Annotated in this window: 20 protein-coding genes and 1 tRNA gene; 2 read left to right on the top strand and 19 right to left on the bottom strand. The window is 30.6% G+C overall.

Annotated features, from left to right (window positions below):
* The first annotated feature begins 8 nt into the window (after nucleotides 1-8).
* Nucleotides 9-1,031 carry an endonuclease/exonuclease/phosphatase family protein gene (locus IFB02_RS01100; protein ID WP_191072931.1) on the top strand — a complete coding sequence of 341 codons (1,023 nt, stop codon included), beginning with the start codon at nucleotides 9-11 and terminating at the stop codon, nucleotides 1,029-1,031.
* 1 nt (nucleotide 1,032) lies between these two features.
* On the opposite strand, the gene IFB02_RS01095 is transcribed toward IFB02_RS01100, so the two are convergent.
* From IFB02_RS01095 to IFB02_RS01020, 16 genes are all read right to left on the bottom strand, one after another.
* Nucleotides 1,033-1,338 carry a DUF6122 family protein gene (locus IFB02_RS01095; protein WP_191072930.1) on the bottom strand — a complete coding sequence of 102 codons (306 nt, stop codon included), beginning with the start codon at nucleotides 1,336-1,338 and terminating at the stop codon, nucleotides 1,033-1,035.
* Complete coding sequence (locus IFB02_RS01090; RefSeq protein ID WP_191072929.1) at nucleotides 1,331-1,957, bottom strand: WbqC family protein; 627 nt, start codon at nucleotides 1,955-1,957, stop codon at nucleotides 1,331-1,333. Before IFB02_RS01090 ends, IFB02_RS01095 begins: the two co-directional genes overlap by 8 nt.
* A gap of 20 nt (nucleotides 1,958-1,977) precedes the next feature.
* Nucleotides 1,978-3,669 carry a signal peptidase I gene (lepB, locus tag IFB02_RS01085; RefSeq protein ID WP_191072928.1) on the bottom strand — a complete coding sequence of 564 codons (1,692 nt, stop codon included), beginning with the start codon at nucleotides 3,667-3,669 and terminating at the stop codon, nucleotides 1,978-1,980.
* A gap of 31 nt (nucleotides 3,670-3,700) precedes the next feature.
* Nucleotides 3,701-4,063 carry a four helix bundle protein gene (locus IFB02_RS01080; protein WP_191072927.1) on the bottom strand — a complete coding sequence of 121 codons (363 nt, stop codon included), beginning with the start codon at nucleotides 4,061-4,063 and terminating at the stop codon, nucleotides 3,701-3,703.
* 20 nt (nucleotides 4,064-4,083) lie between these two features.
* Nucleotides 4,084-4,782, bottom strand: coding sequence for a 4-hydroxy-tetrahydrodipicolinate reductase (dapB, locus tag IFB02_RS01075; protein WP_191072926.1), 699 nt, complete (start codon nucleotides 4,780-4,782; stop codon nucleotides 4,084-4,086).
* A 47-nt stretch (nucleotides 4,783-4,829) separates the two neighbouring features.
* Complete coding sequence (locus tag IFB02_RS01070; protein WP_223878861.1) at nucleotides 4,830-5,468, bottom strand: DUF5683 domain-containing protein; 639 nt, start codon at nucleotides 5,466-5,468, stop codon at nucleotides 4,830-4,832.
* On the bottom strand, nucleotides 5,458-6,366 hold the full coding sequence (locus IFB02_RS01065; RefSeq protein WP_106689166.1) for a ParB/RepB/Spo0J family partition protein: 909 nt from the start codon (nucleotides 6,364-6,366) through the stop codon (nucleotides 5,458-5,460). The genes IFB02_RS01070 and IFB02_RS01065 overlap by 11 nt, the downstream gene beginning before the upstream one ends.
* A gap of 3 nt (nucleotides 6,367-6,369) precedes the next feature.
* Nucleotides 6,370-7,134: a ParA family protein gene (locus tag IFB02_RS01060; RefSeq protein ID WP_106689165.1), complete on the bottom strand. Its 765-nt coding sequence runs from the start codon at nucleotides 7,132-7,134 to the stop codon at nucleotides 6,370-6,372.
* Nucleotides 7,135-7,265: 131 nt separating this feature from the next.
* Nucleotides 7,266-10,124, bottom strand: a complete 2,859-nt coding sequence (locus tag IFB02_RS01055) for a M16 family metallopeptidase (protein WP_106689164.1) — start codon at nucleotides 10,122-10,124, stop codon at nucleotides 7,266-7,268.
* A 173-nt stretch (nucleotides 10,125-10,297) separates the two neighbouring features.
* Nucleotides 10,298-12,421, bottom strand: coding sequence for a methylmalonyl-CoA mutase (gene scpA / locus IFB02_RS01050; RefSeq protein ID WP_106689163.1), 2,124 nt, complete (start codon nucleotides 12,419-12,421; stop codon nucleotides 10,298-10,300).
* Between the two features lie 10 nt (nucleotides 12,422-12,431).
* Nucleotides 12,432-13,124: a hypothetical protein gene (locus IFB02_RS01045; RefSeq protein ID WP_106689162.1), complete on the bottom strand. Its 693-nt coding sequence runs from the start codon at nucleotides 13,122-13,124 to the stop codon at nucleotides 12,432-12,434.
* A gap of 12 nt (nucleotides 13,125-13,136) precedes the next feature.
* Complete coding sequence (locus IFB02_RS01040) at nucleotides 13,137-14,465, bottom strand: methylmalonyl-CoA mutase subunit beta (protein ID WP_106689161.1); 1,329 nt, start codon at nucleotides 14,463-14,465, stop codon at nucleotides 13,137-13,139.
* Nucleotides 14,458-14,712 (bottom strand): FtsB family cell division protein, encoded by a 255-nt coding sequence (locus IFB02_RS01035; RefSeq protein ID WP_106689160.1) that lies wholly within the window; start codon nucleotides 14,710-14,712, stop codon nucleotides 14,458-14,460. Before IFB02_RS01035 ends, IFB02_RS01040 begins: the two co-directional genes overlap by 8 nt.
* 47 nt (nucleotides 14,713-14,759) lie before the next feature.
* On the bottom strand, nucleotides 14,760-15,365 hold the full coding sequence (gene udk, locus IFB02_RS01030) for a uridine kinase (RefSeq protein WP_106689159.1): 606 nt from the start codon (nucleotides 15,363-15,365) through the stop codon (nucleotides 14,760-14,762).
* A 48-nt stretch (nucleotides 15,366-15,413) separates the two neighbouring features.
* Nucleotides 15,414-15,824, bottom strand: coding sequence for a c-type cytochrome (locus tag IFB02_RS01025; protein ID WP_106689158.1), 411 nt, complete (start codon nucleotides 15,822-15,824; stop codon nucleotides 15,414-15,416).
* Between the two features lie 3 nt (nucleotides 15,825-15,827).
* Nucleotides 15,828-16,928 carry a PQQ-dependent sugar dehydrogenase gene (locus tag IFB02_RS01020; RefSeq protein ID WP_106689157.1) on the bottom strand — a complete coding sequence of 367 codons (1,101 nt, stop codon included), beginning with the start codon at nucleotides 16,926-16,928 and terminating at the stop codon, nucleotides 15,828-15,830.
* 114 nt (nucleotides 16,929-17,042) lie between these two features.
* On the opposite strand from IFB02_RS01020, the gene IFB02_RS01015 reads away from it, so the two are divergent.
* A tRNA-Pro gene (locus IFB02_RS01015) sits at nucleotides 17,043-17,117 on the top strand.
* 32 nt (nucleotides 17,118-17,149) lie between these two features.
* Here the strand turns inward: IFB02_RS01015 and IFB02_RS01010 are convergent.
* Genes IFB02_RS01010 through IFB02_RS01000 form a run of 3 tightly spaced genes read right to left on the bottom strand, consistent with a single transcriptional unit; the run spans nucleotide 17,150 to nucleotide 19,327 of the window.
* Nucleotides 17,150-17,782, bottom strand: a complete 633-nt coding sequence (locus IFB02_RS01010; protein WP_106689156.1) for a transglutaminase-like domain-containing protein — start codon at nucleotides 17,780-17,782, stop codon at nucleotides 17,150-17,152.
* A gap of 29 nt (nucleotides 17,783-17,811) precedes the next feature.
* On the bottom strand, nucleotides 17,812-17,964 hold the full coding sequence (locus IFB02_RS01005; protein WP_165569178.1) for a hypothetical protein: 153 nt from the start codon (nucleotides 17,962-17,964) through the stop codon (nucleotides 17,812-17,814).
* A gap of 7 nt (nucleotides 17,965-17,971) precedes the next feature.
* Nucleotides 17,972-19,327, bottom strand: a complete 1,356-nt coding sequence (locus IFB02_RS01000; RefSeq protein WP_106689155.1) for an NAD-dependent succinate-semialdehyde dehydrogenase — start codon at nucleotides 19,325-19,327, stop codon at nucleotides 17,972-17,974.
* Between the last annotated feature and the right edge of the window lie 113 nt (nucleotides 19,328-19,440).

The following is a 19,440-nucleotide window of genomic DNA, read 5'->3' as shown; positions in this document are numbered from 1 at the left end:
TTGCAGTTATGAAAAAATTAAATTTTATCGAAAAAATAGTTTTCTTTTTCAATTCTATTGCTGCATTTTTATTGCTTTTATCTTACGTGTTACCTAAAGTACCACCAAAAACTTTTGCACCATTATCTGTATTAAGTTTAGGTGTACCACTACTAATTTTATTAAACGTTTTATTTTTTGTGTACTGGTTGCTTAAAGTAAAAAAGCAACTCATCTTATCTCTTTTTGTAATCGTAATTGGTTACTTGTTATTTGGTTCGTTATATAAGTTTTCTAATACAAGTAAAACAAACACCGTTTCTTCATTATCTATAATGAATTATAACGTTAGATTATTTAATTTATACGATTGGATTCCAGAAAAAAATATTCAATCCAAATTAACAACGTTTATTAAAGAAGAATCACCAGATGTATTATGCATTCAAGAATATCATCCGCATAAGAATATAGACTTGTCCTTTTACAAGTATAAATTTGAAAAATTAGAAGGTAAAAAAATACAATACGGTCAAGCTATTTTTTCTAAGTTTCCAATTATTAATTCAGGCTCTATAAATTTTCCAAATACAGCTAATAATGCGATTTATGCAGATATAGTAAAAGACTTGGATACAATAAGAGTTTATAATTTACACTTACAATCGTTACGTTTAGATCCTAAAGTCCAGAATTTAAGTCAAGAAGAAGGCGAAAAAATATTTTTCGGTATTGGTGAAACCTTCAAACTTCAGCAAGAACAAACAGAATTATTTTTAAGTCATAAAGCAAAATGTCCTTATAAAATGGTAGTTTCTGGAGACTTTAATAATTCGGCATTTTCTTATGTATATAATCAAGTAAAAGGCGATTTAAAGGATGCTTTTAAAGAACAAGGTAATGGCTTTGGAAGATCTTATAATTTTAAATTTTTCCCATTACGAATAGATTTTCTTTTAGTAGATCCAAGTTATAATGTTGATAGTTTTAAAACATTTGATGTACAATACTCGGACCATTATCCCATAATGACTAAGTTAAGCGTCAAATAATTTATAACAAGCAATCTACGCTATCTGCTAAAATATGTATAGTTAATCCTAATCCAATTAGCCGAGTTTTTTGAGGAATTAGCAAGAGACAATACAACACAATTGCATAATAGGAGTGAAGTGGATGAAAATTAATACTACATCTGTTAGGCGAAAAAATAGGCGTTGCTAATAAATGGTCTAAATCAATTAGCATACCTGAAATCATAATGAGATAGGCTTTTTTCCATTGGTTTTTAAACAGAAAAAGCGCAACGATAAATGGTAATATAAAATGAATTCCGTAATGTATAATTGGTTTATACATGCGTTGGTAATTCTTGATTTTCTAAATAAGTTAAAGCGTTTGTTCCTTCATTAAACAATAAGTCTAAAACACTTAAATTATCTATATATCCACATTTATCAAAAAAGACTTGTCTGTAGTTTTCAAAGTTGAAATTAGGCTCTTTTCTTGCGTTAACAAGTGATCTAAAGTCTTTTAAATTATCATGTTCTGTTTGATAACTTTCAGTAAAAGAAATATCCAAATCTAACTGAAGGCAATCGCTAACAACTTCAAAACATTTTAGATTGAAATCATAAATAAACTCGTGACGTTTTTCGAAAAGCGTAATAAATTCATCTTCATAATACTCAAAAAAAGGCGACGTACGATAAGCAGCTTCAAGACTTTTCCAGTGTATTTGTTGCCATTTTTCGGTATTACTAATTTTTACATCCTTGTATAATTGTCTGTTTTTATGACTGTGAATTATAGGAATGCTTAATTGTAATTTACCATTTGCACCATAAATGTAAGTACGATTACGGTATGTTTGTTTTTGAAAATTATCATGTTTTTCAAACACTAAATATTCAGCTTTAGCAATTGCAACACATTGTGCAATACTAGGGAAATATGTAGGATGAAGTAGAGCTTTCATTTTAAATTAAAATCAATAACCTAAGCTGTTTTCTTCTTGCGTTTTCTAAATTTATTAAATGCAAAAATACCTGCTAATACCACTAAAAATGGAATAAAATAAGAAGTTGGTTTACCTTCGCCACCAACAGTAGTAAATAATCTGTTCCAACGTATTTTGTCCAATCCTTTACCGTTGCTGTCCCAACTCATCCAAACAAAAACAGGTTTTCCAACCACGTGGTCAAAAGGTACATATCCCCACATTCTTGCATCCTGACTATTGTGTCTGTTATCACCCATCATCCAATAGTAATCTTGCTTAAAAGTATAGGTGTTCGCAACTTCACCATTAATTAAAATTTGATTGCCTTTTACATCAACAGTGTTCCCTTCGTAAGCAGTAATTATGCGTTTGTAAAGCGGTAAAACCTCTAAATTTAAGTCGACTGTCTTTCCTGCTTGTGGTATATAAATTGGGCCAAATTCATCTTTATTCCAACTGTATTCTGGAGAACGCGGGAAAATATCATTTTCAGGTTGTGCAGATAAATCTTTTTTAAGTGAAATTACATTAGGATTGCTCTTTATTTTAGCTGCTAAATCTTCGGTTAAGTTGATATTTAAAGCTTTATCTGAAAAGCCTATTTTTAATTTATCGTACATGTCTTGAGACACATTACCTTTAAATCCAATCATTTCACCATCATCTGAAACCACAGTTAAGTTAATCCCATTTTCTTTGATGTATTCTTGAATTTTTTCGTTTTCAAAAATTGATTTTTTAAGTTGAAATACTCTTGTGTATTCTGTAATTCCGTACTGATCTAAGAATTCTTGAGAGACGTTATTCTTCAATATCACAGTATAAAAAAACTGAAGTTTAGCTCTGTCCGGTAATTCGTTTTTCTTTCCGTTTATATACACATAACCTTCTTTGATAGACAAAGAGTCACCAGGTAAACCAACACAACGTTTTACGTAATTAGTCTTTTTATCTACAGGTTTGTGTCTAACTTCTCCGTAAGGATTATTAATATCTACCAACGTGTCTACCGGCCAGTTAAAAACAACTATATCATTATGCTCTATTTCTTCTAAAGCAGGTAATCTAAAATATGGTAATTGTGGTTTTTTGATGTATGAAGGAACTGTTGTTCCTGGTACAGCATCGTGTATCATCGGAACTGCAACTGTAGTTTGCGGTGTACGTGCACCATAATTTACCTTACTAACAAATAAGAAATCACCAACCAATAAAGTTTTTTCTAAAGAAGAAGTTGGTATAACAAAAGGTTGAATAAAATAAGTGTGAACAATTGTAGCAGCCACAACAGCAAATAAAATAGAACTTACCCAATCACCAAACTCGGTTAAAGGATGTAGACTTCTATTTTCTCTGTATTTTAAGTCCTTTGCGCCATAACTTAAATAGAAGTTATAAAAACCTAATAAAATAATGGCAAGGAATGTATCCTGTGAACTGTTTTTACCAAAACTTCTAGCAGTTTCTACCCAAACTACAGGAAATAGGATTAGATTAACAATTGGTAAAAATAAAAGGATAGTCCACCACCAAGGTCTGTTTATAATTTTCATTAAAACAACAGCATTGTAAACTGGCACAAATGCTTCCCAAGCTTTTCTTCCTGCTTTAACGTATAATTTCCAAGTTGCTAATCCATGTAAAAGTTGAATGACAAAGAAAAATATAATCCACTGAGTTCCACTCATAATTTTAGTTTTATTGACTAATGTCTAATTATTATTGATTAGTATTAATGTTCAAATTTGCAGTTTTTCTAGATGAAATAAAAATTCTTGTTAGCTCATCAGACTCTTTTAACAAAGATTTACATTTTTCTAAAGTAATTAAATTTTCATCTATAGAAAATTGTATCCAAAAATTACTTTCATCTATTTCCTCTATAACAATACTAATTTTTGATATAAAAGCTTTTTTTGATTGAGCTATACAGGTAGCTCTGTAATTCGCAGCTACAGATGTAGAGCATCTTATCAACTGTTTTTTAATGTGATTTCCTAAATAGCTATCAGGTAGACTTAAAGATAGTTTAATGCATCTATGTGCAAAGTTTTTTGTTCTTTCTTTTAAATCTTTAGTCATTATTCAATCAGCATTAATCATTATAGAGAAAGCACATCTTTCATAGTAAAAACACCTGTTTTGCCAATAATCCATTCGGCAGCGATTACAGCGCCTAAAGCAAAACCTTGTCTGCTGTGCGCTTCGTGTTCGATTTTTATGGTGTCTATATCGCTTTTGTAAGTAATAATGTGTGTTCCAGGAACATCAGGAATACGTTTTGCAGATATTGGTAATGTGTTTTCTGCACTTTCATCTAATTTCCAATTGGAATATTGACTATGGTTTTTTATAACACCTTCTGCTAATGTTATTGCTGTACCACTTGGCGCATCTAGTTTTTTTGTATGATGAATTTCTTCTATATCTACTTTATAATCTTCAAGCTTAGTCATCATTTTTGCTAATATTTCATTTAGTTCAAAAAAGATGTTTACACCTAAACTATAGTTAGAAGCATATATAAATGCACCTTTATTTTTTTCGCAAAGCGAAACAGCATCGTTGTATTTATCTAACCAACCTGTCGTACCAGAAATTACAGGAACGTTATTATTTAGGCAGTTTGAAATATTGTTAAAAGCAGCATTTGGTATGCTAAAATCTATAGCTACATCTGCATCTTTAATATTGTAACCGTTATCTTGACTGGTTTTTATTACAATATCATGTCCACGGTTTATGGCAATTTGTTCAATAGCTTGACCCATTCTACCATAACCTAATAATGCAATTTTCATTTTTTAATTATTTTAAAGAAGCCTAATCGCTTCAATATTTTGAGAAGTTAAAATTTAAAATTAACGGTTAGTCCAACATCACCTTGATTATCTATTTCGTTAATTTTATAATGTGGTTTTAAACTTAAATTTTCGTCTACATTATATTGTAGTAAATGCGCATCTATATTGGCATCTATTATATTTAATGCGTAAAGACCAAAGGTTACTAGAAGTGAAAGTTCTTTATTACGTCTAAAGGTTTTTTGGGCTTCGATTAATCCGTCGTCATTTATTCTTCCAAAAAACTCGTCGTCTGTATAACCAGCAAGTCTTCTTTTGTAAGCGTCTCTAACACGATTATAGTTTTTGTTGTTATAATCGTAAATAAGTATTCCTCCTGTAATGGCTCCAACCACTATAGGAATTTTCCAGTATTTTTTATTGTAAGCTTGACCTAATCCTGGTAAGATAGCAGAGTAGAAGGCTGCTTTAGAAGGTGCTAAAGGATCATACTCTTTAGGTAATTTTACTTTTTTTACTTTAGAAGAATCTTTTAAAACAACTTTATCCTTTTTTTTTAATCCGTCGGGTAGATTTTTTTGTATTGTATCGCTAGAAGTTGTATTTGCTTTATCTTCTTGAGACCAAGAAAAGCTAGATACAATCAAGCAAAAAATAGTAATGATAAAGTGTTTAGTTATCACCTTGTACAAGTTTTTTTATTCTATTAAAATCTTCTTCAGAATGAAACGGAATTGTAATTTTTCCTTTTCCGTTGCTAGAGACTTTAACGTCTATTTTATGTCCAAAGTATTCTGAAAATACACTTATTCCTTTTTTAACATACTTAGGAAGTTCTTCTTTTGTAGGTTTTGCAGGTACTTTTACTTCGCTAGTTTGGTTGTAATTACGAACTAAATTTTCGGTTTGTCTAACCGATAGTTTGTCGTTTAATATTTTTTCGTAAATCTCTAACTGTATGTCTTGATCTTCGATATTTATTATGGCACGACCATGTCCCATAGATAAAAATCCGTCACGCATTCCGGTTTGGATAATTGGATCTAATTTTAAAAGACGAAGGTAGTTAGCTATTGTACTACGTTTTTTTCCAACACGTTCGCTCATTTGCTCTTGTGTTAGATTAATTTCGTCTATTAATCTTTGATAAGAAAGTGCAATTTCTATTGGATCTAAGTCTTGACGTTGGATATTTTCTACCAATGCCATTTCTAGACTTTCTTGATCGTTTGCTATTCTTATGTAAGCAGGTACGGTTTCTAATCCAACTAATTTTGATGCTCTAAAACGTCTTTCTCCAGAAACTAATTGGTATTTTTCAAAGCCTAATTTTCTTACCGTGATTGGTTGTATTACACCTAATTCTCTAATGGAAGAGGCTAGTTCGCGCAGCGATTCTTCATTAAAATTAGTTCGTGGTTGAAATGGATTCATTTCAATTTGATCTAATTCTAACTCGACAATATTACCTATTACTTTGTCTGCATTTTTGTCTTTTGCAGATTGAATGTCGTTTTCTGGATCTTTCAGTAAAGCTGAAAGTCCGCGTCCTAAAGCCTGTTTCTTAGTTGCTTTCGCCATATATTAGGAGTTTTTTGTAATAATTTCTTTTGCTAAACTTAAATAATTACTTGCACCTTTACTAGACGCATCGTAATTAATTATGTTTTCTCCATAACTTGGTGCTTCACTTAATTTTACATTACGTTGTATAATTGTTGTAAATACCATATCGTTAAAGTGTTTTTGCACTTCGTCTACGACTTGATTAGACAGTCTTAAACGCGAATCGTACATAGTTAATAATAATCCTTCTATGTCTAGATTTTGATTATGTATTTTTTGAACACTTTTAATTGTGTTTAATAATTTTCCTAATCCTTCTAATGCAAAATACTCACATTGTATAGGAATTATCACTGCATCTGCAGCTGTTAACGCATTTAAGGTTAGCAATCCTAAAGAAGGTGCACAATCTATCAAAATGTAATCGTAGTTGTCTTTTACTTCTTCTATTGCTTTTTTTAGCATGTATTCACGTTGATCTTTATCTACTAATTCTATTTCTATTGCGACAAGATCTATGTGTGCAGGTATTACATCTAAATTAGGTGTATTGGTGTTTACAATTGCATCTTTAGCGCTATTTGTATGTTCTAATAATTGGTATGTACCAATTTCTACAGACTCTACATCTATACCTAATCCAGAAGTTGCATTAGCTTGCGGATCTGCATCTATAAGTAATACTTTTTTCTCTAAAACACCTAAAGAGGCAGCTAAATTAACAGATGTAGTGGTTTTACCAACACCACCTTTTTGATTGGCAATTGCTATAATTTTACCCATTAATTGATTTGGTTTTAATAACGGTAAAAATACAATTATTTATGAGGAAATGAAATGGAATTTGTTAACATATATAAAAAAGAGGCTTTACTATTATGTAAAAGCCTCTTTTAAAATATTGTAGCTAAATTCTATTGTTTTTCTGGGTTATGTATTCCTAAAATATAACCTTTTGTTAGAAATTTTTTAGCTGTTTTTTGAATGTCTGCTTTTGTTAAGTTATTAACTGATGTTTCAAATTCTAATAATTTGTTAGCATCATGACCTTCGTAATCTGCATTTTTTAACGTGTTTAACCAGAATCTATTTTCTTTTAAATCTTCTTTTCTTTCTAATAACTGCGCTTCTTTAATTTTTGCTAAATCTTCATCTGTTGGTCCATTTTTAATAATTTGTTCTACCTCTGCAATTGCTGCATCTTTTAATTTATCTACGTTTTCTGGTCCGCATGGAAAACTAATTGTAAAATTATACCAACCATAAGGAATTTTGTTTAAGTTGCCTCTTGCGCCAACACCATAAACGCCACCTTCTTCTTCACGAAGTTTTTCAATTAATTTAATGGTTAAAATTTCGGCAAGACTATTTAGATAGTATTCGTCTTTTTGACTATAATCTGTTTCACCTTGATAAACAATTCTAACCGAACTTTTTGGATCTGTACCTTTTTCTACAATTTTTGTATGTGATCCAGATAATGGTCTAAAATTAAACGTTTTATAATCTTCTTTTGTGTTAGTAGAAGGTAAGTTGGCTAAATATTTTTTAGCGAAAGATTTTAGTTTTTGGTCGTCTATATTTCCTACAAAATAAAAATGAAAATCTCCTGCATTGGCAAAGCGTTCTTGATACTTTTTGTAAGCTAAATCGTAATCTGCATTTTCTAACTTTTCTGTATTTGGAAAGCCTGTATATCTTGGGTTACCACCGTAAACAAATTGCGAATATTGATCCTGAAAATAAAATTGAGGACTAGCTAACATATTACCTATAAACGCTTTTTGCTTATTTATGTAAGAATTAAATGCAGATTGGTCCTTATTTAAAGCTGTAAAGTATAAATAAGTAAGCTGAAATAATTCTTCCAAATCTTTTGGCGAACATGATCCTGATATATTTTCTGTTAAGCCAGTTAATCTAGGTCTTACGTTTACTATTTTTCCAGAAAGCATTTTGCCAAGTTCTACTTTATCAAAACCATTTACACCAGCTTCTGTTAGTCCATTATTGGCAAAAACGGTTGCTTTGTAATCTTGGTCAGAGTATAACGAAGTACCACCAAAACTGAAACCGTCAAAAAGAATTTCGTCATTCTTAAAGTCGGTTTTTTTGTAAGTTACAGTAGCGCCATTACTTAAAGTTAAAGTAGTAGTATTAAGAGTAGCGTTGGTTTCTTCTTTAACAATAGTACCTTCTGGTAATAACGTTGTGATTAAAGATGAAGCAACTTCTTTGTCTTCGTATGGTTTAAGATCTGTGTTTTTTACAGATGCTAAAAGGTCTAAAACCTCTTGTTCTGTTACAGTTTTAAGGTCTTCTTTATCAGGTCCTGTTAAAACTATAACTCTGTTAGTATCTTTTATGTAAGATGAAATTAGTTGATTTACTTCTTCTAAAGTAATAGTTGGTAATTGAGCTTTGTAAAAGTTAAATTCCCATTCTATACCAGGCATAGGCTCGTTAACCAAGAAGTTTCTTATGTATTCACCTAAAAGTCTGTTAGATTCTGTTTTGTCTTTATCTTTAAAAGACTTTTCAAATCTTGCTAGAATGTCTTTTTTCGCTCTATTAAATTCGGCTTCACCAAAGCCAAATTTTCTAACTCTTTCATTTTCTTCTAACAAGGTTTTTAAGGCTTTTAATTGTCCATCTGGACTAGTCATAGCAAAAGATTGATAGGCATCTTTTGTGTCTGCCCAAGTACCACCATGAAAACTGTAACCATATACAAATGGAGGATTTTCACTATTTCTTAATTCATCTAATCTATTGTTAAGCATTTGTGAGAAAAGCGACTCTGTTATAGAATGTCTAAACTCTTCTAAAGTTGTATCTTCTTTACTGTTGTCTTTGTCCTTAAATAAAACTCTTACTTGAGAAAATGGTGCTTCTTTATCTTTTTCTATTGCTATAAAAGTTTCGTCATGATTTGGTACGTAATAAATGTCTCTATTTCTAGGATTGGTTGCTTTTGGTATTTTACCAAAATGAGATTTTATTTTTGCTTCTAAAGTAGCTACATCTATATCACCAACAGCAATTACAGCCATTAGATCTGGTCTGTACCAATCTTTATAATATCGTCTTAAACTCTCGTAAGTAAAGTTTTCTAAATTGTCTTTAGTACCAATTGGTAATCTTTCGGCATATTTAGAACCGTACATGACTTTAGGTAAATAGTTTTGCATCATACGTTCATCTGCGCCTTGTCCTAATCTATATTCTTCTAGAACAACACCACGTTCTTCATCTATGTCTTTTTCAGTAAGTAACGCATTGTGTGCCCAATCTTCTAGAATTTGAAATCCTTTTTCTAGTTTTTCTGGATCATCACTAGGAATTGGTAACATATAAACAGTCTCGTCAAAGCTAGTATATGCATTAAGATGCGCGCCAAATTTTACACCTATACTTTGAAGATAATCAACAAGTTCGTTCTTTTTAAAATTTTTGGTTCCGTTAAAGTTCATGTGCTCCATAAAGTGAGCTAAACCAAGTTGATCTTGATCTTCTAATATAGAACCAGCTTTTACTACTAGTCTTAATTCTACCTTGTTTTCAGGTTTACCGTTATTTTTTATGTAATACGTTAAGCCATTACTTAAAACGCCTTTTGTTACTTCTGGATTAAAAGGAATTTTTTCTGCGGAATTAAATGTTGAGGTTTGATTTGTTTTATGTGAAGTTTTAGTAACAGTTTGCCCATTTAATTTAAAGGTACCTGTTAACACAAACAACACCAATGTTAAGATTGATAGTGATTTCTTCATTTTTGGTTGTTTTAATTAATAATATGTAAGAAATGGTTTATAAAAATATAATTTATGTTTAATTAAATATTGAAATTAATGTTAAAATGAAAATTCATTCAATAATCTAACGAGAAGAATATTAAATTATTATAAAAAAAAAGAGCCACTTTTGAAGTGGCTCTTCTTTATAATTAATCTATCAAGATTTCTAAAATTTTAATAGCTGCATCGCTAATTTTGGTTCCTGGACCAAACACAGCAACTGCGCCAGCATCAAATAAATATTGGTAATCTTGTTTTGGTATAACACCACCAACAATAACCATTATATCTTCACGACCATATTTTTTTAATTCTTCAATAACTTGCGGTACCAATGTTTTATGTCCAGCAGCTAAACTAGATACACCTAGAATATGCACATCGTTTTCTACAGCTTGTTTTGCAGCTTCTTGTGGCGTTTGAAATAATGGTCCAATATCTACATCAAAACCAACATCTGCATAACCTGTTGCTACAACTTTTGCACCGCGATCATGACCATCTTGTCCCATTTTTGCAATCATAATTCGAGGTCTACGACCATCTTGTTCTGCAAATTTATCTGCTAATTCTCTAGCTTTATTAAAACTACTATCGTCTTTTATTTCTTTACTATACACGCCAGAAAATGATTTTATTTGAGCTTTATACCTACCAAAAATAGTTTCTAGAGCATCGCTAATTTCACCTAAAGTAGCACGTTCTCTTGCTGCTATTACTGCTAAAGCTAGTAAATTTTCTTGACCTGTTTTTGCTGCATTAGTTAAATTTTCTAAAGCTTCTTTTACTTTTTCAGTATTACGAGTTGCTTTAATTTTATTTATACTTTCTATTTGTTGTAGCCTTACCGTTTGATTGTCTACTTCTAATATGTGTAATGGATCTTCTTGTTCTAATTGGTATTTGTTTACGCCAACTATTATGTCTTGACCAGAATCTATTCTTGCTTGTTTACGTGCTGCAGCTTCTTCTATACGAAGTTTAGGAATACCAGCTTCTATAGCTTTTGTCATTCCACCAAGATCTTCTACTTCTTGTATTAAATCCCAAGCTTTTTCGGCTATATCATTAGTTAGTTTTTCAACGTAATAACTTCCTGCCCAAGGATCTACAGTTTTTGTAATGTGTGTTTCTTCTTGTAAGAAAATCTGCGTGTTACGTGCAATTCTTGCAGAAAAATCTGTTGGTAATGCTATTGCTTCATCTAACGCATTAGTATGTAAACTTTGAGTGCCACCAAAAGCAGCAGCTGCAGCTTCGATAGTTGTTCTTGCTACATTATTAAAAGGATCTTGTTCTGTAAGACTCCAACCACTTGTTTGACAATGTGTACGTAATGCTAAAGATTTAGCATTTTTTGGATTGAATTGCTTTACTAATTTTGCCCAAAGCATTCTAGCAGCTCTCATTTTGGCAATTTCCATAAAATGATTCATGCCAATTGCCCAAAAGAATGATAATCTTGGCGCAAAGGTGTCAATGTCCATTCCGGCAGCCAATCCTTTTCTAATATATTCTAATCCGTCTGCAAGCGTGTATGCTAACTCGATATCACAAGTTGCACCAGCTTCTTGCATGTGGTAACCAGAAATACTAATACTGTTAAATTTTGGCATGTTCTGGCTAGTGTATTCAAAAATATCTGAAATGATTTTCATTGAAGGTGTTGGTGGATAAATGTAAGTGTTACGCACCATAAATTCCTTTAAAATATCATTTTGAATAGTTCCTGCTAATTGTTCTGGTTTTACGCCTTGTTCTTCGGCAGCAACTATATAGAACGCCATAATTGGTAATACGGCACCATTCATAGTCATAGATACAGACATTTTATCTAACGGAATTTGGTCAAATAAAACCTTCATGTCTTCTACGCTATCTATAGCTACACCAGCTTTACCAACGTCACCAACAACACGTTCGTGATCAGAATCGTAACCGCGATGCGTCGCTAAATCAAACGCGACAGATAATCCTTTTTGTCCCGCTGCAAGGTTACGTCTGTAAAACGCATTACTTTCTTCAGCAGTACTAAATCCCGCATATTGGCGAATAGTCCATGGTCTACGTACATACATTGTACTGTATGGACCGCGTAAATTAGGTGCTATTCCTGCTACAAAATTTAAATGTTCTAAATCTTTAATATCCGATTTAGAATAAGTTTGTTTTACAGGAATATCTTCTGCGGTATTAAATGTAGAAGTTGATAAGCGTTGCTCATTTTCTTCTTTATAATTTAGTTGTATATGCTGAAGGTTTTGTCTTGACATAAGAGTTTGTTTAGTGATTATGTCCTGCGTGATCGTCTACTTTTACAGGTTGTTTTGGCTGTATAGTTGGTCTTTTATTAAAATCTATTTTGTTGTTAGATTGTTGCTTTTGGTCGTTGGCGTTAACGTCTAAAGTTGAAAAATCTAATGCATTCATTTTTGCGTAATAGTAATCTAATGCAATAAATGTTTGTAAGTAAGGATCTCTAGTGTAAGATGTGTTACTTCTTAATGCTGGACCAAATAATTGTTGGCTCATACTATTTGTGCTAACTAATGCATTAAAGGTTGTTTTTAGTGATTGATCTTTAATGTTAGTAGATAAACAATTAACAAGTTTGTTGTCATAGTTTAGTTGTGTGCCATCAAATAAATTTTTCTTGGTTTTTAAAGCCTCGAAAATGGTTTTTGTGTGTGAAGAAACCATTGATTCTAATGTTACACGATTTGCTATTGCATTATTTACAAAAGCTCTGTAAGCTCTTAGTTTATTTTTGCCTTGCGGATCATAAGTGTTTATAATATCGTTTTCAAAACTATATAGCGCTTCTTTTAGAAGCTTATCATCTTCTGTATTGCATGTTACAGTTTCTGGTTGATCTGCATATTTGTATTTAATTAATGCTGTGGTATTTTCTTCTTTACAATTGAAAATTAATGTTATTAAAAGAATATATACAAGTTTTAAAATACGTGTGTTCATTTTTTGTGGTTTTTATTCGGTTTTTAATCGTTCTTGTTCTAGTTTTTCGGCTAATCTTTTTTCTACTATTGGAGCAATTAATGTTTTTACTGGATTAGACTTTACAAAAGGGTAAAGCTCTAAATTGTCTTTCATTTTATCATTTGCGTTAGGATGTTTGTTAGTTCCTAAAAGAATTAATTCTTGATCATTAAATTGCTGTTGTTCTTTGTCTGCACTTTCTTTTATTTTTTTCTGAATTGTGCCTTCTTTTAATTGGCTTAAAAACGTACCATTAGCTTCTATATCTTTAAATAGCGTTAATGCTTTTTCTGCTAATTGTTGTGTTATACTTTCTATATAATAACTACCTTCTGCAGGATTATTTACCAGATTAAAGTAACTTTCGTTTTTTAATACAAGTAATTGGTTTCTTGCAATGCGTTGTCCAAATTGGTTTTCTTTATGATAAATAGCATCGTAAGGTAAATTAAAAACAGTGTTTGCTCCACCAAGAATAGCGCTCATACACTCGGTTGTTGTACGAAGCATATTGGTATTATAATCGTATAATGTTTTATTTCTTTTTGTAGGTATTGCATTAATTTTGCAGGTTGCATTTATATTATATGCATTACTTATGGTATTAAATAAAGCTCTTAGTGCTCTTAGTTTACTTATTTCAAAAAAGTAATTTGTACCTACCGAAACGTTGAAAACTACAGTTTTTAAATTGTTAGTATCTATTTCATTTAAATATTCATTAAGATGAGATAGGGCATAGGCTAACTGTTGTACATTATTTGCTCCTGCATTTTGATATGTAGTTGCATCTATGGTTAATGTGTTAGTTGTTTCAACAATTTTATTTATTGTCTTTAAGTCTTGTTTACCATTAATAAACCAATTTCCTGTTTTTATTAGGTGATGTATAGGATCTACTTGAAGGTTTATTTGTCGTGGTATTGCGCTTATGTAGTCGAAATCTAAAAATTGTAATTTAAACTGAATTGCTGTTGTGTTTAAATCTATATCTTTTATTAAACTTGATACATTAACGTCTTTGTTGGGTATTATAAATTGTAATGTTTCGGCACCTTTTTTTATAGCTTGAATAGCGTTTTTGTTGGCTGCTTCAGCTTGTTGAGCAAATATTACTTGACCAATTGACCATTGTTGAGGTTGTATATTTAATACCTTGTCTAAGGTGTCTTGATGGTAAAATGGTTTTACTTGTATATCGTCATTTGTTTGCCAAATTAAAGTGTCGTTGTAATCTGCACCTTTTAAGTCTGCTTGAATTTTTTGTTTCCAAGCTTTGGCGGTAATTGGTTCAAATTCAGAAAAAAGTGATTTACTCATTTGTATTAGTTTTTAGACTGTCTTGATATTCTATAATGTAAATATCTTCGTTGTCTTTTTTCATGTAATATTGTTCTCTAGCAAAAGTTTCTAGGCCATCTTCTTGGCTTAATTCTTCTATTGCTTTTTTATCTTTTTCAATTTCTTTGTAATAGTAGTCTTTTTCGTTTTCTAAATCTTCAATTTCTGAATTGTATTGGCTATGTATGATTAACGAATTTGTATCGAAAAAAGCCATCCAAATCATAAATATGATTAGAATTATTACGTATATGTTTTTAAGAAATTTCAATATTATAAACGCTCGTTAATTATAGTTTTAACAATATCTATAGCTACAGTATTATATTTATTGTTTGGAATAATAATATCTGCATATTCTTTCATTGGTTCTATAAACTGTTGGTGCATAGGTTTAAGTGTGTTTTGGTACCTGTTTAACACTTCGTCTATGTCTCTTCCACGTTCTTTTATATCTCTTTTTAAGCGTCTTATTAATCGCTCGTCACTATCTGCATGCACAAAAATTTTGATATCAAAAAGGTCTCTAATTTCAGGATGCGATAGTATTAAAATACCTTCTACAATCATCACTTTTCTTGGCTTAGTTACGATAACATCTCCAGTTCTGTTGTGTTTAATGAAGGAATATACAGGTTGATTAATTTCTTTACCAGCTTTAAGATCGATTAGGTGTTTTTCTAATAGTTCAAAATCTATAGATCTAGGATGATCAAAATTAATTTTTACACGCTCGTCAAACGATAAGTGAGTAGTGTCTTTATAATATGAGTCTTGAGACAAAATACCAACTTCACCTTCTGGTAGTTCTTTTAAAATTTGATTTACCACTGTTGTTTTACCGCAACCAGTTCCTCCAGCAATTCCTATTATTAGCATTTTAATGATTTAAAATTTTTTGAGCTTCAAATTTAAGAATTTAGTAAGTTATTTAGGTAGTATTTTTAAAACTTCTTGTTCGGTTATCAATGTATCACTATTATTTCCCCAAGAATTTAAAATATAGTTTGTAACGTCTGCAACTTCTTTATTAGTTAATCCCATTGGAGGCATTACATTATCGTAAGTTTTACCGTTAACTGTAATTTGCTTATTCATTCCTAATTTAATACCAATAATACTTTGATTTAAATTTGTTTTTAAATAATCTGAATTTGCTAATGGCGGAAACACTTCTTTAACGCCTAAACCGTCTGCCATATGACAGTTTATGCAGAAATTTTGATAGATTTCGGCACCAAAATTTATAGACGATTGTAACTCAGGACTTATTTTTCTTTCTGAAGTTTTACAGCTTACAAATAACGTGACTGTAAATATAATTACAATGAATTTCATGCGTTATTGTTTAATTAACTTGACTATTCCTAGGTTTTCTATTCCTACATAAATGTAACCATCTGGACCTTGAACAATAGATCTAACACGTCCTAAACCATCTAATAATTTTTCTTCACTAATCACTTTGTTATCTTTTATTTTACAAAGATTTAAGTATTGAAATTTAAGAGAACCAACTAAAAGGTGTCCATTCCAATCTCCGTATTTTTCACTATTAATAAATACCATTCCCGAAGGTGCAATAGAAGGATCCCAATAATGTATTGGTTGTTCCATACCTTTTTTAGAGGTTTTGTCTGTAATTTTTGTTCCAGAATAGTTTACACCATAAGTAATTATTGGCCAACCATAGTTAGCACCTTTTTTAATAATATTTATTTCATCGCCACCACGTGGACCGTGTTCGTGTGACCAAATTTGATTAGTTATTGGATGGATAGTTAAGCCTTGTGGATTTCTATGCCCATACGACCAAATAGCATGTTTTGCATTTTTTTTATTTATAAAAGGGTTGTCTTTAGGTATAGATCCATCTTTATTTATTCTGTAAATTTTACCACCATCCTTATTGATGTCTTGAGGATTTATATCTCTTTCACCGCGTTCTCCAATACTAAAAAATAATTTATCCTCTTTAAATATAATTCTAGATCCAAAATGCTGTCCTTTAGTAGTATTTGGAGTGGCTTTATAGAGTAGTTCTAAGCTGTTTAAACTGTCTTTATCTAATTTACCTCTAATTATCGCTGTGTTGCCTCCATTATTATCACCAATTGTAGATGCTAAACTAAAATAGATCCAGTTATTTTCTTTATAATCTGGATCAAGTTTTATATCAAGTAAACCACCTTGTCCTCGAACATAAATATTAGATAATCCTTTAATTTCTTTTTTAGTAGAATCTTTAAAATGAATTAATCTTCCATTTTTTTCATTTATCAGAATTGATTGATCCGGTAAAAAGGTGAATCCCCATGGATTAATTAAATCCTTAACAACAATTTGATAATTATGATTTGTATTCACTTTATTTTTATCTTGAGCACAAGATGAAAATGTCAAGCAAATCATGATAATACCTAAAATTGATTTAATCTTCATAGCGTAATATGTATTCAATATCAAAATAATTATTTTTTTTGTTTAATAATTAAAGAAAACTACTATATTTGCACCCTCAAAACAGATTTTTTGTTTTGAATTGATAACCATTTTCGGGGTGTAGCGTAGCCCGGTTATCGCGCCGCGTTTGGGACGCGGAGGTCGCAGGTTCGAATCCTGCCACCCCGACAAAAAAGCCAGAATTATTATTCTGGCTTTTTTTATATAATTATTTGATCTAAATTTTTGTACTTATCATAAAAATTAGGGTAATTAGATTTAAAAGTTTCTTTAATAAAATCTAATGGTACATCTTCAAAAGCTCCATAATCTTCTAAATAAGACATAAACTTATCATTTGACTTATTAAACTCTTGTAATACCGAGTCTTTTGTACCATTAAATTCTAGCGTATCTACATTGTATAATTTACATAGTTCTTTATTAAATGCTGGTGAGCATTTTACCCACTTATTATTATGAAAAACATCTACTAAGCCATGTGGTGCTAATTGATTTGTTCCAATTATCTTTTCTAATCGTTCTGTAGCTATATGATTTGATACTTTAGCTAGATGCAATCTTGCAGGTATATTAAAAGCTCTTAAACAAGTAATGTATACAATAGCTTTGTCTATACAATGACCATCTTTTTTATCAGCAATATTGCTAGCTTTAAAGTGTTCTTTTTTTAATCCAATATTAAAAGGAGAGTATCTCCAGTTATCTCTAACGTATATGTATAAACTCTCGATTAACTCTGTCTTAGAGTTAATATTAATAAATTGGCTAGTTATTCCTTTGATTTTTGGATTGTTAAAATCAAGAAAATAGGTTTCTTCTGTATAATTCATAATTTAAATTTACGAATTATTACATCAATTTAAAACCATTTAAAATATAATCCTGATGCAATCACACCAATTATACAAATTGCTAATGCTAAGATTACAAATTTAGTTACATTTTTTGTGGTTTTGTCTTTTTGTAAAATGTAGTCTTTTCTGTCTTCGTGTTCTTCTTTTATAAAATTCATAATTTATTTATTGGTTAATATATACTGTTTTTATGTTTACAAATTCAAGGATACCTTCTTTAGATAATTCTCTTCCGTAACCGGAAGCTTTTGTGCCGCCAAAAGGTAATCTTGGATCCGATTTTACCATGTCGTTAATAAATAAAGCGCCATCTGGTATTTTATTGATTACATCATAGATTTTAGATGTGTTCTCTGTAAAAATCATTGTGCCTAATCCAAATCTAGAATTAACAGCCAGATCAATTGCTTGATCGTTATTTTTTGCTTTTATAACTGCAGCGACTGGTCCAAAAGTTTCTTCTTTAAAAACAGGCATATTTTCGTTTACTTCTGTAATAATTGTTGGTGGATAATAGGCTTTATTTCTTTTTCCTCCATAGTATATTTTTGCTCCCATTTTTACAGAATCTTTAACTTGTTGTTCCAATTCTTCAGCTAAATCTTCTCTTGCCATTACACCAATATAAGTGTCTTCTTCCGATGGATTTCCTGATTTTAGGTTAGTGATTTCTTCTTTAAAACGATTTAAAAATTTATCATAAATTTTATCACTTACAATAAATCGTTTTGCTGCAATACAGCTTTGACCTGTATTTTGCATTCTAGCTTTTACCATTGTGGTTATATGCTTATCTATATCTGCATCATCAAAAACAACGCAAGCATTATTTCCTCCTAATTCTAATACTGTTTTTTTTAAGTTTTTTCCAGCGATAGCAGCTATATTTTTACCTGCAACTTCACTACCGGTTAATGTTACTGCTTTAAGAATGTTACTTTCTATTATATCTTCAATTTGATTGTGATCTACTAATAAGGTTTGGAAACAACCTTCTGGATAGCCAGCATCTTTAAATAATTTTTGAATTGCTAACGCTGTTCCTGTTACATTTGAAGCGTGTTTTAGTAATCCTACATTACCAGCAGTTAGTGATGGAACTGCAAATCGCATTACTTGCCAAAATGGGTAATTCCAAGGCATTACAGCTAGAACAACTCCTAATGGATCGTAACTTATAAAACTTTCTTTTGCATCTGTTTTTATGATGTTGTCTGCTAAAAAATCTTCAGCATTTTTAATGTAAAAATCACATAGCCAAATACATTTATCAATTTCGGCAATACTTTGCGATATGGGTTTACCCATTTCGGTTGTCATAAGATTGGCATATTCTTCTTTATTGTCTTCAAGTTTGTTTGCCAAGTTCTCCAAAAGAGACGTTCTTTTTTTTATTGAAACAGTTTTCCAAGTAATAAATGTTTGTTCTGCTTTATCTAGTATGTTTTCAACTTCTTTAGTTGAATGATATTTATAAGATTTAATCTCTTGATTATTATAAGGGTTTTTTGTGGTAATCATTTCTTGGTGAATTTTTATGTTAAAATTATGAATAATTCGTAATTAAAAAGATTTTATAATTCGTTTTAACAAAGATTTATCAGTTATTTTAAATTTTTATTAAGAATAATTAA

Origin of the sequence: Mesoflavibacter profundi (assembly GCF_014764305.1) — a bacterium.
In the GTDB taxonomy this organism is placed as follows: domain Bacteria; phylum Bacteroidota; class Bacteroidia; order Flavobacteriales; family Flavobacteriaceae; genus Mesoflavibacter; species Mesoflavibacter profundi.
Note: the sequence above shows the minus strand (reverse complement) of the source record. Positions and strands in the feature narration are given on the sequence as shown.